Source organism: uncultured Sulfitobacter sp. (genome assembly GCF_964021855.1).
GTDB lineage: Bacteria > Pseudomonadota > Alphaproteobacteria > Rhodobacterales > Rhodobacteraceae > Sulfitobacter.
This window is the reverse complement of the sequence record NZ_CAXHZD010000005.1, coordinates 147,461-163,119: the sequence shown is the minus strand read 5'-3', so window position 1 is coordinate 163,119 and position 15,659 is coordinate 147,461. Positions and strand designations below refer to the sequence as shown.

The 15,659-nt window shown below is 59.7% G+C and carries 12 protein-coding genes and 2 pseudogenes; 4 read left to right on the top strand and 10 right to left on the bottom strand.

What is annotated here, in order from left to right; translation table 11 throughout:
• Window positions 1-173 precede the first annotated feature (173 nt).
• Window positions 174-1,268, top strand: a complete 1,095-nt coding sequence (locus AADJ11_RS16790; RefSeq protein ID WP_166195016.1) for a Fic/DOC family N-terminal domain-containing protein — start codon at window positions 174-176, stop codon at window positions 1,266-1,268.
• 147 nt (window positions 1,269-1,415) lie between these two features.
• On the opposite strand, the gene AADJ11_RS16785 is transcribed toward AADJ11_RS16790, so the two are convergent.
• From AADJ11_RS16785 to AADJ11_RS16770, 4 genes are all read right to left on the bottom strand, one after another.
• Window positions 1,416-1,580: a hypothetical protein gene (locus AADJ11_RS16785; RefSeq protein ID WP_185805163.1), complete on the bottom strand. Its 165-nt coding sequence runs from the start codon at window positions 1,578-1,580 to the stop codon at window positions 1,416-1,418.
• Between the two features lie 620 nt (window positions 1,581-2,200).
• Window positions 2,201-3,724, bottom strand: a complete 1,524-nt coding sequence (gene adh, locus AADJ11_RS16780; RefSeq protein WP_054540808.1) for an aldehyde dehydrogenase — start codon at window positions 3,722-3,724, stop codon at window positions 2,201-2,203.
• A gap of 129 nt (window positions 3,725-3,853) precedes the next feature.
• Window positions 3,854-4,813, bottom strand: coding sequence for a GAF domain-containing protein (locus AADJ11_RS16775; protein ID WP_089423416.1), 960 nt, complete (start codon window positions 4,811-4,813; stop codon window positions 3,854-3,856).
• A gap of 527 nt (window positions 4,814-5,340) precedes the next feature.
• Window positions 5,341-6,303 carry a GlxA family transcriptional regulator gene (locus AADJ11_RS16770; RefSeq protein WP_341235595.1) on the bottom strand — a complete coding sequence of 321 codons (963 nt, stop codon included), beginning with the start codon at window positions 6,301-6,303 and terminating at the stop codon, window positions 5,341-5,343.
• Window positions 6,304-6,404: 101 nt separating this feature from the next.
• Between AADJ11_RS16770 and AADJ11_RS16765 the strand changes: the two genes are divergently transcribed.
• Together AADJ11_RS16765 and AADJ11_RS16760 are read left to right on the top strand one after the other, a co-directional pair.
• Entirely contained in the window at window positions 6,405-6,947 is a 543-nt protein-coding gene (locus AADJ11_RS16765; protein WP_341235594.1) for a cysteine hydrolase family protein, read from the top strand.
• A gap of 21 nt (window positions 6,948-6,968) precedes the next feature.
• The gene (locus AADJ11_RS16760) at window positions 6,969-7,844 is read left to right on the top strand and encodes an MBL fold metallo-hydrolase (protein ID WP_341235593.1); all 876 of its coding nucleotides are present in this window, start codon (window positions 6,969-6,971) and stop codon (window positions 7,842-7,844) included.
• Between the two features lie 190 nt (window positions 7,845-8,034).
• Here AADJ11_RS16760 and AADJ11_RS16755 read toward each other — a convergent pair.
• The 3 genes and pseudogenes from AADJ11_RS16755 to AADJ11_RS16745 all read right to left on the bottom strand — a co-directional run bounded on the left by AADJ11_RS16755 (window position 8,035) and on the right by AADJ11_RS16745 (window position 10,206).
• Window positions 8,035-8,934, bottom strand: a pseudogene (locus AADJ11_RS16755) (dihydrodipicolinate synthase family protein).
• A gap of 13 nt (window positions 8,935-8,947) precedes the next feature.
• The gene (locus AADJ11_RS16750; protein WP_341235592.1) at window positions 8,948-9,583 is read right to left on the bottom strand and encodes a LysE family translocator; all 636 of its coding nucleotides are present in this window, start codon (window positions 9,581-9,583) and stop codon (window positions 8,948-8,950) included.
• Window positions 9,584-9,594: 11 nt separating this feature from the next.
• Window positions 9,595-10,206, bottom strand: a complete 612-nt coding sequence (locus tag AADJ11_RS16745; RefSeq protein WP_341235591.1) for a LysE/ArgO family amino acid transporter — start codon at window positions 10,204-10,206, stop codon at window positions 9,595-9,597.
• 94 nt (window positions 10,207-10,300) lie between these two features.
• On the opposite strand from AADJ11_RS16745, the gene AADJ11_RS16740 reads away from it, so the two are divergent.
• On the top strand, window positions 10,301-11,206 hold the full coding sequence (locus AADJ11_RS16740; RefSeq protein WP_341235590.1) for a LysR family transcriptional regulator ArgP: 906 nt from the start codon (window positions 10,301-10,303) through the stop codon (window positions 11,204-11,206).
• A 109-nt stretch (window positions 11,207-11,315) separates the two neighbouring features.
• On the opposite strand, the gene AADJ11_RS16735 is transcribed toward AADJ11_RS16740, so the two are convergent.
• The 3 genes and pseudogenes from AADJ11_RS16735 to AADJ11_RS16725 all read right to left on the bottom strand — a co-directional run bounded on the left by AADJ11_RS16735 (window position 11,316) and on the right by AADJ11_RS16725 (window position 15,640).
• Window positions 11,316-12,260, bottom strand: a complete 945-nt coding sequence (locus tag AADJ11_RS16735) for an IS110 family transposase (RefSeq protein WP_341235589.1) — start codon at window positions 12,258-12,260, stop codon at window positions 11,316-11,318.
• 713 nt (window positions 12,261-12,973) lie between these two features.
• Window positions 12,974-13,446: pseudogene (locus AADJ11_RS16730) on the bottom strand (hypothetical protein).
• Between the two features lie 100 nt (window positions 13,447-13,546).
• Window positions 13,547-15,640 (bottom strand): ParB/RepB/Spo0J family partition protein, encoded by a 2,094-nt coding sequence (locus tag AADJ11_RS16725; RefSeq protein ID WP_341235588.1) that lies wholly within the window; start codon window positions 15,638-15,640, stop codon window positions 13,547-13,549.
• Between the last annotated feature and the right edge of the window lie 19 nt (window positions 15,641-15,659).

The window sequence follows — 15,659 nt, the reverse complement described above, 5'->3', positions numbered from 1 at the left end:
CTCACCACCTAAGAACCCTACAGCTCATCCGGTCTATCCGTGGGCGTGACCCGAAGTGGTTCGTTGACGCATTCAAGGCGGGCACAGACCCAAGTTAAGAAAACAGCTTTTTACTGACATGACACGAAGATCATGTTAGCAAAGCGACACTTTCTTAACACGAGGCAGGGAACATGTTAAAGCCGACCTATATCATCCCCACTCTGCCCCCGACGGCGGAAATCGAAACTATTCCTGTGCTCAAAGCGCTCGCTCGCGCTAGCCGTGCGCTTGCGGACCTGAAGGGGCAGGCAAAGACCATCCCAAATCAGGGCATTTTGATCGATACCCTCGCACTCCAGGAAGCCAAGGCCTCCTCCGAAGTCGAAAACATCGTCACGACGCAAGATGAGCTGTTTCAGGCGGACATCTTCCCCGACGATCCGCAATCCCCTGCGGCCAAAGAGGTCGCCCTTTATCGCGATGCTCTCCGGCTTGGCTATGCACGGTTGGGTGAAACCGGCGGTTTGATCCCCAACTCAGCGATCATCGACATGTTTCGTCTGCTGAAAGGGCGTAGTGATGGGTTTCGAGTAACACCGGGAACCGCCCTAAAGAACGAGAAGACCGAAGAGATCGTCTTTGTGCCGCCTCAGGATGCGCGCGAGATCGTCACCCACATGACCGCGTTGGAACGGTTTATCAACGATGACGGTCTCAGCGACCTTGATCCGCTGATCAAGATGGCGCTCATCCACCACCAATTCGAAAGCATCCACCCCTTTCCAGACGGAAACGGGCGAATCGGCCGCATTCTGAATGTCCTCTACCTTACCCGCACCGGGTTGCTCGACATCCCCGTGCTGTACCTGTCGCGTTTCATTACTCGCAACAAGGCGGACTACTATCAGCACCTGCAAGACGTGCGTGATACCGGAAACTGGGAGAACTGGGTCATCTACATGCTCGAGGCCGTTGCAGAGACCTCTGCGACGACCTTCGAGATTGTTACCGGTATCCGGCAGCAAATGGCGGACGTCAAGCATCGGCTGCGGTATGAGTTGCCCAAGATCTACAGCCAGGAACTGCTGAACAATCTCTTCCGCCACCCTTACACGCGGATCGAATACCTGCAGAAGGATCTGGATGTCAGCAGACAAACCGCTGCGAAGTATCTCGACACCTTGGCGGAGCGGGGCTTTGTGGAAAAGCACCGGTCTGGGAAGAATAACTACTTCATCAACGTCGCCTTGGTGAAACTCTTCCTAGACGTCTCGGGCGGCCCGTAGGACTCTGACTAGCCTGACAATTCGAGGAAGGTGACGATCTGCCGGCCTGCATCGGCACTCTGTCTCGTTCAGCTGCGGCGACTGGCAGGCGTAGAACTCAGGTCGGCGCCCTTGCGCCGAACCTGAACCTTGGCGGAAACCGTGGGCCTAAGCCCACGGGTCAACCTCAACCAGTACCTGAACTTCGTCGCCGTCGATTTCATCGGCAGGGACGGCGCCGAAGATTCCATCCCCAACTTGGAAGACGACGATCGAAACCATGAGCGTGGCGGCGAGGGAGGCGGCGAAGGCGTGTGCATCTTTGCGGGACATCTGTTTGGCTCCCGTCTTGGAGGCGGGGGACCATCCCTCGCGCGACAGGACCCCGCAGGCCCGAAGACTGGATGACATCACCGGGTGCGTTCGGCGGCACGGACTTGCCCGTAGCGTCAGATGTCAGACAAAACCGACTTTTGTGTAACTGCACTGACCCAGATCACCGGTGCAGAACTCAGACCGATCACTCGTGCTCCACGCGGCGAAGGTCGGCAACGAGCCCTCTTTACCGATTTTCTGCATTGCCGCGAATGTCCGCAATCGGAAAACTGAAAGTAGCAGTTGCAATTTCCGACTTCGAGTGAACCTAGGTTAAAGGTTATGAAATGTGCCGAATGAACCGAACACCTGAGGAGCGGCTTAAATCTTGATAAGGGAAACAAGGAAATCGTGCCCCGAAATTCCAGCCCAAAGCGGAGCAATAGACTAAATTCTGAGAGCGTTTCTCGATCGGTAGGTAGAGCGGTCAATTAGGTTAACAGAAATACCTTGAATGACTGACACGCTGCCAGAGCAAGGTTTTCAATTGGAATTCATGGAATAGCTACAAAGCTTGAACTGACGAGGTCTGCGATGCGGCCTTTGCATGTATTTGCAAAGGCCGCCTTTCGAAGTATTTAGAAGAAGCCCAACTTATTGGGGCTATAACTCACCAACAAGTTCTTGGTTTGCTGGTAGTGGTCCAGCATCATCTTGTGGTTTTCACGGCCAATGCCCGATTGCTTATAGCCGCCAAACGCTGCGTGGGCTGGATAGGCGTGATAGTTGTTCACCCACACGCGGCCAGCCTCGATGGCACGCCCAAAGCGGTAGCAGGTGTTCATGTCACGCGACCAAACGCCAGCGCCGAGGCCATACATCGTGTCGTTCGCGATTTCCAAAGCTTCGGCTTCATCCTTGAACGTCGTTACCGACACGACGGGCCCAAAAATTTCCTCTTGGAAAACCCGCATCTTGTTGTGACCCTTGAGGATCGTCGGTTGGATGTAGTTCCCGCCTGACAATTCACCGTTGAACCGCGCTGAACCACCACCAGCCAGCACTTCGGCGCCTTCTTCGCGACCGATCGTGAAATAGCCCATGATCTTGTCGTGTTGGGCCTTGCTGACTTGTGCACCGACCATCGTCTCGGGGTCGCGAGGGTCGCCGTGCTTGATCGCAGCGACGCGTTTGATGCAGCGCGCGATGAACTCTTCGTAGATGTCCTCTTGGATCAGCGCACGTGAAGGGCAGGTGCAGACTTCGCCTTGGTTGAAGGCGAACAGAACGAAGCCTTCGACGGCCTTGTCCAAGAACGCATCATCCTTTGCCATCACGTCAGAAAAGAAGATGTTTGGCGACTTGCCACCCAGTTCAAGCGTGACGGGGATCAGGTTCTTGGTCGCCGCTTCCATGATTTTGCGTCCCGTGACGGTGGACCCAGTGAAGGCGATTTTTGCAATGCGCGAGGAACTGGCAAGTGCTGCGCCGACTTCTCCGCCAAAGCCGTTGACGATATTTAATGTGCCGGCTGGCAACAAATCGTTGATTAGTTCTGCAAAGACCATGATCGCGGCAGGCGTTTGTTCGGCTGGTTTCATTACGACGCAGTTGCCCGCAGCCAAAGCAGGGGCCAGTTTCCATGCCGCCATCAGCAAAGAAAAGTTCCAAGGAATGATCTGGCCGACAACGCCCAAGGGCTCGTGGTAGTGATAGGCGACGGTGTCGTTGTCGATCTCGCTCATGTTGCCTTCTTGCGCGCGCAAAACACCTGCAAAATAGCGGAAGTGGTCGGCGCAAAGTGGCACGTCTGCGTTCATCGTTTCGCGGATCGGCTTGCCGTTGTCCCATGTTTCGGCAGTGGCCAAGAGTTCTAGGTTCTCTTCGATCCGGTCCGCAATTTTAAGCAAAATATTCGCGCGATGCGTGGCAGATGTTTTGCCCCAAGCGTCTTTGGCAGCGTGGGCTGCATCAAGTGCGAGCTCAATATCCGCCGCGTCAGAGCGGGCGCATTCGTTGATCAAGCCACCGGTAATGGGCGTCACGTTTTCGAAGTATTTGCCATTGACGGGTGGCACAAACGCGCCGCCGATATAGTTGTCGTAGCGCAGCTTAAACGGCGACACATATGTGCCTGCCTCGGTGTGGGTCATATCGTTCATTTGAAATCCTCCATTGTTATCCGGCTTCTCCTCCCGGATTACAAAGAGTGTGACTTGCGTCGTGCGCCACGTCTTGTGGCAGGAAGGTGTCGCGGGATTAAAGGTGTCTCACCAATGAGACAGTTTCCCCTAACTATCTTCAAGTCCAAGCCGCTTCATCCGCCGATAAAGCGTCGCACGACCGATCCCAAGCTGGCGCGCGGCCTGCGATACGTTGTTTCCGGCCCGTGCCAACGCACGAATCACAGCGGCCTTTTCGGCCTTCTCAAATCCTGTAGGGCCATCTTCACGTCCCAGTATGTCTGTTGCAGGGCGCGCGACTAAATCACCCGTCCGTTGCAGCCCAAAGACACGGCGGGCCTCGCGGGTGGCCCCTATCACCAAATCACTTTCGTCAATGGCAAGTAGCGTTGAGGCCTCGGCGTCGTCGCTCTCGGCCACAATGATCCGCGCGGATGAAAAGGCGGCCCTGAAATTCGCGGCTTCAATCGCGCGTGCGGTTTGGGCCACTTGGGCCGCGATCAGGCGATTGAAGGCCTCCGTTTGATCTGCACGCGCGGATGATAAATCAAGCGCCGCCACAAGTTGACCGTTGCTGCCGTAGATCGGCGCGTCGATGCAACTCATGCCTGTGTTGCGCGTATAGAAATGCTCGTCTTGATGAATGATTACATGACGTTGCTCGGTCAGACAGGTCCCAATGCCGTTCGTGCCTTCTTTCTCTTCACTCCAGTCGGCACCGGTTGTGAGGCCCCAACCTTCAAATGCCATAGCGTCAGCATCAGAGAGACGTTGATCTAGGATGATGCCATCTGTATCGGTCAGGAAAACCGCGCAACCCGATTGCCCGACCAGAGAGAAAAGCGCGTCCAAACGCGGGCTCGCGACGGTCATGAATTTTTCGAGCGTCTCCATCCTGAATTGCAGACTTTTTTGCTCTATTCGGTCAGGTGCCCGATGCTCATCAGGGTCCAGTCCATGCTTAATGACAGAACGGTGCCAACTCGCAGCAACCCGCGACTTTGCCGCAGCCGATGTCGACTGCGTTGCCTCCATCACAATATCAGCATGCGATGCCTTTGGTGTCATTTTGCTCTCCCTACAGCATCATTAAGACGCGCTGGTCTCGGTTTGTCGACTACTGTCCTAACCTTCACTGCCAGTGGGGCTCATTGCGCCAAGAAATTTTGACGCCCTCCTTTTTCAAATTCTTGGGCTGTTCTGTCGTTGGGATGAAGTCCTGCCGATTGAAATGGTTCCCCGAAGTGGGGACTTTAAATGGACCAAAAGGGAAAGTGACTTTCGACTCGGAGGCCCAGTTCCCACCCGAGGTGCTTTCTCTAAATATGCCCCCATTAAATGCGGCCATTGATCTTCGCGGAGTTAAAGTCAGCTTCGTCCGCTCTGCCGCCATGCATGGCTTCAAAAACAATGTTTGCTGTCCCGTTCGAACATCTGCCAGATTGAGATATTGACCAGCTCAACAAAATCAGCGACTTGCAAGGTCAGAAGCCAAGGGGGTTCAATTGGGACGGTCTTGACAGATCGCTTGGAGTGTCATTTCGCCCCGTCCAGCAAACGACCCCTTGCGGTAGGCTTCTCTACTCCAAATGCACTCATGCATGAAAGCGCTGCCGGTATTCGCCCGGGGTCAGGCCCACGTACCTATGAAAGATCTTCCGGAAAGCACCGGCATCGGAATAGCCGACTTCCCAGGAAATGCGCTCGACCGGCAGGCGACCGAATTGCAGCAGTTCCTGCGCTTTCGCGACCCGGAGGCGTTGCGCATATTCGGTCGTGGTCAGGCCGGTCGCTTTCTGGAAGCGGCGCAGCAAAGTGCGCTCTTCCAGCCCTGCTTCCTCTGCTAGCGTCGCGAGCCGCACATCCCGCCCCTCGTTGGCCTGCAGGAAATGCTGCGCCTTGAGGACGGCCGCGTCACCATGGGTTAGGCGGGGCGCGAAGCCGCTGTAATAGCGCTGCTCACGCCCCGGCGGGTCTACGAGCATCATCCGGGCGGTCTGCGCCATGACGACGGGGCCGAGGAAGCGGTCGACCAGCTTCAGGCCGAGATCGGTCCACGACATCAGGCCACCTGCCGAGATGATGTCACCGCCGTCGATGATCAGGCGATCTGTATCCAGCGCCACATCGGGGAACCGCTCCCGGAAATCCTCGGCATAGGTCCAGTGCGTGGTGGCCCCTCGTCCGCTCAATAGTCCCGTCTCAGCCAACAGGAAGGCGCCCCCACAGACGGACGCCAGCATCGTCCCTTCACCATGACGTTCCCGCAACCAAGCCGCGAGCGGCGCTGCGACATCAGGCTGGATGGGGGCCTCGAGTGACGGAGGCAGAATCAGGACCTGACAGGGAGCGTTGTCATGGCCTGACGCTTCGGGATCACCAGCAGGCATCGGTGGTGCCGGCTCGCAGGCCTGAAGGGTTTGGACCCGCAACCGCGGGACGCCCTGATCCGACCGCTCTGCTATCCGCCCGGCGATGAGAAACAGGTCCGTCAGCCCAAGGGCGGCAGAGAGTTGCGCGCCGGGGTAGAGGACGATGCCAATCCTTAAATCCTCCATATGTCGATATCTCCCCTCTTTATGTCGATTACGCCAATGGTGAGGAATGTGGGCATACGCCAGATTGAGGTCAAGAAGCCCAGTCCCAGAAAGGTAAGACCATGTCCAAACGTGCAATCATCGCAGTTGATCTGCAAAATGAATACTGGCCGAACGGTAACCTGCCGCTCGAAGGCATTGATGCCGCCGCCGCCAATGCGGCGCGCGTCATCGTTCATGGCCGCGAAGCCGGGGACCTTGTCGTAAATGTGCGCCACGAGATGCCGGGTGGACCGGTCTTCGTCCCCGGATCGGAGGGGGCCGAGATCAACAAAGTTGTCGCGCCCGGCGAGGGCGAGCCGGTCATTACCAAGAACTTTCCCAATTCGTTCCGCGACACTGGCCTGAAGGGCCTGCTTGACGAGAAGGGGGTCGAGGAAGTGGTCGTGATCGGTGCCATGAGCCACATGTGCGTGGACGCGACTGTCCGGGCCGCCAACGACTTCGGCTACAAGACCGTGACCATCCACGATGCCTGCGCCACGCGCGGCCTAGAGTTCAATGGCGCGACCGTTCCGGCGGCGCATGTCCATGCGGCACTGATGGCGGCATTCGCATTCACCTACGGCGAGGTTGTTGCCACCGACGACTTCATCAAGCGCTGAACCGGCGAGAGGAGAGATCTCATGACCACGCGCCGACAAATGCTCGCCATGTCCGCCTCCGCCATCGTCGGAAGCGCTGTCTCTGCATCAGCCCAGGGAAATGACGTCAGCTCCGAAAGCAGGAGCAAGATCACCCAGATCCGCAATGCCACCTTGCGGATCGACTACGGCGGCGTCCGCTTTCTCGTCGATCCGATGCTGGCGGATCGTCACAGTTTCCCGGGGTTCCCGGGGACCGCGAACAGCGAGCAGCACAATCCGATGGTGCATCTACCACTGCCGATTGCCGACATCGTCGACGTCGATGCCGTGATCGTCACCCATCTGCACGAAGACCACTGGGACCAGGCGGCGCGAGACGCGCTGCCCAAGGATCTGCCGGTCTTCGCCCAGAACGACGCCGATGCCGAAGTTATCCGTGGTCAAGGCTTTACCGATGTCCGCGTGCTGTCCGAGAACTCCGAGTTCGATGGTGTGCGTCTGATCAAGACGGCGGGCCGGCATGGAACCCAGGCACATTACGAGGTAATGGCAGAGCTTCTGGGTGACGTCTGCGGCGTGGTGTTCAACCATCCCGAAGAGAAGACCATCTATCTTGCCGGGGACACGATCTGGAACGAGAACGTCGACGCTGTCCTGTCTGCGCACGCACCTGAAATCGCGATCCTGAACGCGGGCTACGCGATGGTCCAGGGCATTGACGGAGGCATCATCATGGGAACCGAGGATGTCCTGCGCGTTCACCAGGCCGCGCCCGAGGCTCGACTGATCGCTTCGCACATGGAAGCGATCAATCATTGCGTCCTTACGCGCGCAGAACTCCGGGCCTTCGCAGCCGAAGAGGGGTTCTCGGACAAACTGCTGACCCCCGGAGACGGCGAAACCTACACGATCTGACAGCATGGAAGACCGGCGGCGGTGCGATGCGCCCCGCCGCCGGGAACTATGGCGAACAGCCAATGACTGTATACGGAGCATTTCGCAGCTTTGTCCCGCGGTCCGGCCCGCAGGGCGGGCGCGGCGGTCGGCAGTTCCGAGCCCTTCCAGGTTATTTCCGGCGATACGCTGCGTAAGCACAGTCCCCTGATCAGACGGCGTCCTGGAGCAGCGGACGCAGCGCCACCTCGACCCTTTCGCGGGATGCTGGCTCGAGCGGCAGGATCGGACGGGGCGGGGTGATGGGCCCGAGACCGAGGATCTCCGCGATAGTAAACATCACGCGGAAGCTGCCGAACTCACGGAACAGCGCCCAAAGGGGAGCGAAAGCGTGATCGATGCGCTCGACCTCGCCCGTATTCCCCGCCTGAGCCGCGCGGGTGAGTGCGAGAGCGGGTTCCGGCAAGAGGCCAGCCACGACGCTATACCAGCAGTCACCTCCGGCGAGCAGCGCGTCCTTCGCCCCCCAATCGCCGCTATAGCCCACGGCGAAGCCATCCGGCGTCATGGCCCGCAGACGCCGCATCTCGCCCGCGTAATCGCTGTCCGCCGGCAGAGGCATCTTGACCGCGGCCACGTTCGGAAGCTCGGCGAGGCGTGCAATCAGGTCCGGGCTGAAGGTGAACTTCGTGGTGCCCGGGTTGTTGTAGATGCACAGGGGCAGCTCGCCGGCCGCGGCGACGGCCTCGAAATGGCGAAAGACCTCATCATCGGTCAACGGCTAATATGACATGGGCGCGAGAAGCAGGCCGTCTGCGCCGGCTTGTCGGGCGTCTCGCGCAAGGTTCTCGGCAACATCGGTTGTTAGAGCGCCGACACCGACGATGAGCGGCGTCCGTCCTGCCACGCAGTCCACGGCAGCCCGCAGCGTGCGCTTGCGCTCTTCCGGTGTCAGGTAGGCGTATCCGCCGGTGCTGCCGAGCAGTCCGATGGAATCCGCTCCCGCAGCCACGATCCGCTCGAGGAACCGTTGCAGAAGCTCGGGTTTCAGCTGCCCCTCGTCATCAGTGGGAGTGAGCGGGAAGGCCGACAGGCCGGTGAACAAGGTCATGCGAATATCTCCTTCAAAAGCGTGACGTAAGCAGGCGGAGACCGGCGAACCCGAAGAAGGCGGCCAGAACGCCCTCGATCCCGCGCCGGGCCTTCCGGTAGAGGCGGATCATCGGTGCCGTCGAAAACACGAGCGCGTAGCCGGCGAAGATCATCACGCTCAGGACCGCACAACCTGCCAGAATTGTGGCCACGTCACGCCAGGATGGCTCAGCACCGAGGCCGAGCGTGACCAGGGCGATCCAGGCCAGCACCGCCTTCGGGTTCGCCAAATGCATGATCAATCCATGGCGGTAGAGCGCGATCGAGGACGGAGGAGTCTCTTCTCGCGCCGGTCCGTTTGAGGTTGTCCAGTCTGACGTCAACGCGCTTCGGGCCGCCCGCACCGCAAGGTAGAGCAGGTATAGGCCGCCGAAGATCTTCAGGACGGTCAGGGCCTCGGCATAGCGCGCGAGCAACGCGGAAACGCCGGTGGCCGCGGACAGCCCCCAAAAGAGCGATCCGGAGATGACGCCCGCCGCCAGCGCCAGACCGGCCCGGCGACCGTGGTTCATCGCAACACCCATGATCCGAAGGGTGCTCGGGCCGGGGCTTCCGGCCGCGATCACGTAGGCGGTGAAGACGACGATCAGGTGGTTGAGGTTCTCCATCGTGTGTCCTCTCAGGTTCCGACCAGCAGCTTGAAGGCGATGAGCCACATTACCAGCGCGATGAGCGTCTCCAGGACGCGCCAGGACGCTGGCCGCTCGAACACCGGTCTCAGCTTGGTGGCACCGTAGCCGAGAGCGAAGAAGAACACGAACGATCCCAGGATCGCGCCGATCGCAAAAGACCCTTGGCTGTCGGTGAACTGCGTGGAGATCGTCCCCAGAAGAACGACCGTGTCAAGATACACATGCGGGTTCAGCCAGGTAATGGCGAGGCAGGCGATCAGCGTGCGGAAGAGGTCGGTCATCGGCAGCGAGGAATCCGCGGCCAACGCCTCGTTCGAGCGCAACGCCGACAGAAGACTCTTCACGCCATACCAGATCAGAAAGGCCGCGCCGCCGTAGCGCATCACCGGCTCGAGCCAGGGCAACCACTCCGAGACGCTCCGAAAGCTGGTCACGCCGACGGTGATCAGAATCGCGTCCGAGACCGCGCATGTGAGACAGACAGCCAGAATGTGCTCACCACGCAGCCCCTGTCGCAGCACGAAGGCGTTCTGCGCGCCGATGGCCACGATGAGGCTGAGACTCATCATCATGCCGGTGAAGAAGACTGCGATATCCATATGTGGGCCTCTGATCCAAAAAACTGCCCTTGGACTATTCGGTCGCAGTGGCTTAGACAAATTGAAGACGCTGATGCCAATAAAGGAAAACTAAATGGCGGTGGACTATGCAGCTCTCCGCGCCGTCGCCACGGTCGTCAGGACCGGTAGCTTCGAAAGGGCCGCCGCTTCTCTCAACGTGACCCCGTCGGCTGTCTCGCAGCGCATCAAGCACCTTGAAGAACGCCTCGGCGCGGTGCTCATCGAGCGAGGAACACCCTGCACCGCCACGGACAAGGGCCTTGCGCTTTGCCGGCACATGGACCGCGTGGGGATGCTCGAGAAGGATCTCATGGAACATCTGCCCGAACTTTCCGGGGCTGAAGGTGCCGGACAGGTAACCCTCAACGTGGCCACAAACGCCGACAGCCTCGGAACCTGGTTTCTCGAGGCCATCGCCTCCTTCACCAAGGCCACCGACTATCTCGTGAATGTGGCGATCGACGACGAGGACCATACCGCCGACTGGCTACGCCGCGGTCGCGTGCTTGCCGCCGTTACCTCGCTGGAACGCCCTGTGCAGGGATGTCGTGTCACGCCGCTCGGTGCGCTCCGCTACCAGGCGACGGCAAGCCCCGACTTCGTTGCCCGATACTTCCCCGACGGTCTCACGGAGGAGGCGTTCCAAAACGCGCCCGCTCTGACCTTCAACCAGAAGGACCGGCTCCAGACCGTCTGGGCGCGCGAGGTTTTCGGGCAGGACCTGTCCTTTCCCACGCACTGGCTCCCCTCCACGCAGAGCTTCCTCGAAGGCAGCCTCGCCGGCATGGGGTGGGCGCTCAATCCGGTGCAGCTCGCCAGACGCGATCTCGAGCGCGGAGATCTGGTCGAGCTGGCCCCCGGTCAGATGCTGGAGCGGCGCTTGTTCTGGCAGATCAACCGGCTGGCCGCCGATCAGCTACACGAACTGTCCCGGTCAATTCTCACGGTAGCGCGGCGCGAGCTCAGCTCGCAAGCATGACGCTCATTAGAAACGACGGCTTCGTTCCGCTCACCGGACCTCGATAGGTCAACGGATGAATATCTTTGGTTCTGAGTGTCAGGATTCAATGCTTGAGTATCCCTTTTGATCAAGCTCTGATTTCGACCCATTCTCGGTCCTCTTTAACGAGTGTGTTTGCAAGGATGAGAAGCTTGCGCATGATTGCTGTGATGGCAACCTTGGAGGGTTTTCCTACGGCCTTCATGCGTTCGTATTGTGCTTTGAGATCTGGGTTATACCGGGTCGCGACGATGGCGGGCAGGTAGAGCGCATCGCGCAAGGGTTTTCGACCGCCCTGGATGAAGGACTTCCCCCGCCACTTGCCTGACTGTCTTGTGATCGGGGCGATACCGGCCAGTGAAGCGACGGCCTTCTTTCGCAGGCTCCCGATTTCGGGCATCTCAATCAGGATCGTCGTGGCCGCGACCGCGCCGATGCCCTTAATGCTTTGGATCACACGCAGCGCGCGTTTGCGAGTTGGGCAGGTTTCCAGTTGTGTCCGAATTGCCTGATCGAGTTCAGCGATATCAGAAATGACCTGGCGCAGTCGGCGTCGGGTCAGCTTCTGCGTCAGCCTTTGCTGCTGCCGATCCAGCTGGTTCTGAAGGCGCACCTTGTCTTTGACCAGCGCGGTACGGGCAGCTTGTAACTCTCTGAGAATAGGGCGGTCCTTGGCGACTGGCGCATCTGGCTCCAACGCATGTGCCGCACCCATCTGCGCCAGAATACGCGCGTCAGCTCGGTCCGTTTTGGCCAATTGCCCCTTGCTTTCCGCAAAGCGGCGGGCGTGTTTCGGGTTCACCTTCACCAGCGGCAAGTGGTCGGCCAGCGCGGTTTCGAACGCGCCGTGATACGGGCCTGTTGGTTCATAAACCACGCGGGCGGGCAGGTCTGGTCCGACCCACCGGCGCAGCTTCTGGAAACCTGCCTTTGTGTTTGGAAACTGCTCGAAAGTCCTGTCGCTCAATCGGTGGCAATCCAGTTTGTCTTTGGAAATGTCTATGCCAATGCTATCGTCTGTCATCTTCGTCATGTCCTATGCTTGTCATCCGGGACGGCAATCCCGGGTATCCCTTCAGGCCTCATGAGAAGACGGTGTGCGATCGCACTCTAGCACGGTCCACTACGACCAAGCATATCCCGATCCACACACCGCCTCTGCCCGCCATAAATGGCGTGGCTGGCAGAGGCTCCACCTTCGCATGGAGACAGGCAAAGTCATAAGACAAGCATGATCAAGTTGAGGAGGATGTCCGTTTGACCGCCTGCCCGCACTTTGTGTCCGCTTCCACCAAAAAACAAACATTGGTCGCCACCACATCGAACGTCCGCTTAGCCCAAGTCCCGCACAGCGGCTTTACATGTGCCATGCAGCTAAGGTCGGGTCTGGGTTGGAATTGCTTGGCAGCTGGGTCAGGGTTGCTTGGTACAGCCATCCGACAAATTTCAGAAAATCCGTGGGTTCGAGCCGCTTTCGGATGGCATGCGACATGTAGTCCGACCCCTCGCGGGTTGATCTCGAAGACAGAATTTGGGCCAAGGAAGGGAATGGCGAGCGGGGGATGGTGCCCTGACGACTGGAGCCGGTTGTCCCGCTGATGCTTTTGCCTCCAGCCTCCCGGCCAAGATCTTGGTTGAAGACGTCCTTCCTTGGGGATGGCTCCTTTGGCGCCCCGCGTCATAGCGGGACGAGGGTGTGGTCGGTGAGAGGCCCGCGCTGAGGCGGGCCCTCGGTTTCAGTTGGGCTCAGGCGGCCAGGTCCGCGCCCCCTGCCCTTTCGCCCTCTTCATCGCCGACGATTTCAAGCCGCGCGTTCGGTATCCTTCTTTGGCGATCCAGAGCTCGGCTGCGGTGACGGACTCCGCCAGATGCAGCAGCTCGGTGTTCCCGCCGAAGTCGAGAAGCACGCGCACCTGCCCGGGCTTCGGGTCCTCGGCCACCTCGAAGACGACGGCGCTGTCAGCGGAATGGCTGCGCATGATGGTGACGAGGATCACCCCGTCCGAAGCGAAATTGCCCTCATGCAGCGTGAACGACGCGGGAGCCGTCCAGGTCGGATAGGACCGGGGTGGTTCCTTTTTCACAAGACGGCCGACACCGTTCGAGCGCTCCCAGGCCGCCAGCTTCTTGGTAAAGCGTGCCGGTAGCTTGGGACTGCCGTCGGTGTAGCGAATGAGCGCCCCGAGGGGTGCAGTGTCGATGATGGTTATTGCAGACATGATTCCTCATTCCGAATGCAAATATTCGCATTCATCCTATTGATATTGTTGCGTTATAGGGTGATTGGGGGGCGGAATCTCCGCCCCCCGCTGGATCACGCTATTCCGCGGCCAGCATCGACGCGCTTTCAACAGGCAAGTCATCCGTCAGGAATGCAGGAAGGTCAGCCTCACTGACGCTGTCGGCCATTTCGGCATCGACATCCGGCCCCTGCCCTTCGGCATGGTCCTCATCGTCCAGCGCCACGAGATCGACACGGCGCAGGACCTCGGGCAACCAGCCGCTGCCCTTCAGCAAGCGCTCGGCCTCACTGGCCATCTCGCCTTTCTTCAGGTGATCGAGGAGTTGGGCAGTCCCCTCCCCCTTGGCCTCACGTACGGCCTCGAGGATCCGGGTCTTGGGCACGCGGTTGAGATAGGTGTCGACCGTCGGCTCCCAGCCTGCCTCGACCATATCGAGATCGACTGCCTGTGCCACGAGATCGGAATGCGCCATACGCCGGGTCAGACCGCCAGCAGAGATGCCTGCCCCGTAGGGGTTCACCTTTTCATGCAGCGCGTTGACGCCGAAGCTGAGGCAATGCGCCAGCAAGGCCAGCCGACTGCCCTGGTCGAGGACCGTCAGATAGTCCCAGAGCGCTGCATCGTCGCCAAGCGGCAGATCGGCTTCCCATTCAGCGTGACGCTCGTCGACCAGCTTTGCCACCACGCTGTCCGTCACAAGCTTCAGCAGCAGCAGCGTCAGCGCGACATCCGGCGAGCGCCCGATCGCTTCACGCAGCGCCAGCGTCCGGTGGGCCGTCAACTCCATGACCAACCGCTCGGGCAGTGGCTTCAACGCCCCGTCATCCTCATCCTCCGGCAGGTCGCCACCAATTGGCTGGCCACCCGACATGATGACGGTTCCGCCATGAGCGGCACTGGCATGGCCATCGGTGAGATCACGATCAGCCCCCTGCCCCGCCACCGCAGGATCAGTACCATCCTGGACCGCGGTCTCCTCAACGGGCTCATCCTCTGGTCGCACATACCCGCGATGGACTGCCAGCGCGCCGTAGCGGTCGAGCGTGACGAAAGCCCCTGCCCGTCCGATTTCCAAGGGATCGAAGATCAACGGCCGGGTCTCGATCTTTTCCATCTCCGTTTCCAACACGCCAAGCCGCGTGTCGATTTCATCGGGGATTTCATCCTGACCCGCGTATTCCTCCTCGAGCGCCCGGTACTCGGCGAGCAGCTTGGCATGGGTCGCACACTGCTCATCCGTCATAGGTGCCGGATCGCCGGACAAAGACCGCAGGCCGTGGCTGTAGCCGTAGGGCAGGTCAAGTGCTACCTCGATCCACTTCCAGCCCTCAACCGCAACCGTCTCAGCCTCGGCTTGAAGTTTGTCCGTCACCAGCCGATCGAGCAGGGCAGGGTCCTCCAACCAACCGCCATCATCGCCCTGGAAGAGGTCATGCAGCATCGTGCCACCCGCCGCTTCATAGGCATCAACACCCACAAAGATCGCGCGCCGGTCGGAAACCCTGACCGAGGTTTCGGTCAGCATCCTGCGGATCTGGAATGGCTCCTTGTTCCAGGATGAATTGATCACATCCCAGACCTGAACCTGACGCGCATGATCTGGATTCACGGTGAAAGCCATGAGCTGCTCCAGCGTCATGCCATCCTCGGCATAGACCTCAAGCAGGGCAGGGGCGACGGAGGCAAGTTTGAGGCGCTGCTTCACGATCTGCGGCGTCACGAAGAAGGCGGCAGCAATCTCTGCATCGCTCTGACCCTTGTCCCGCAGCGCCGCAAACGCGCGGAACTGGTCGAGCGGATGCAGGGCAACGCGCTGCATGTTTTCTGCAAGGGAATCGTCCTCGGCGAGGATCGCGGACCCCCCATCCCGCACGATGCAGGGAATGGGCGTCGTTTTCGCCAAACGCTTGTGCTTCACCAGCAAGGACAGTGCTTGGAAGCGACGACCCCCAGCCGGGATCTCGAACTTGCCGGTCTCGGTGCCATCATCACCCAACACGGGCCGCACGCTCAGGCTCTGCAACAAACCGCGGCGGGCGATGTCTTCGGCCAGTTCCTCGACGGACACGCCAGCCTTGATGCGCCGCACGTTGGACTGGCTCAGCACCAGCTTGTCAAAAGGGACATCCCGCGAGGGGGACAGGGTGATTTTCTGGACAGCTTTCGTCATCAGATTTTCTCCACGACGG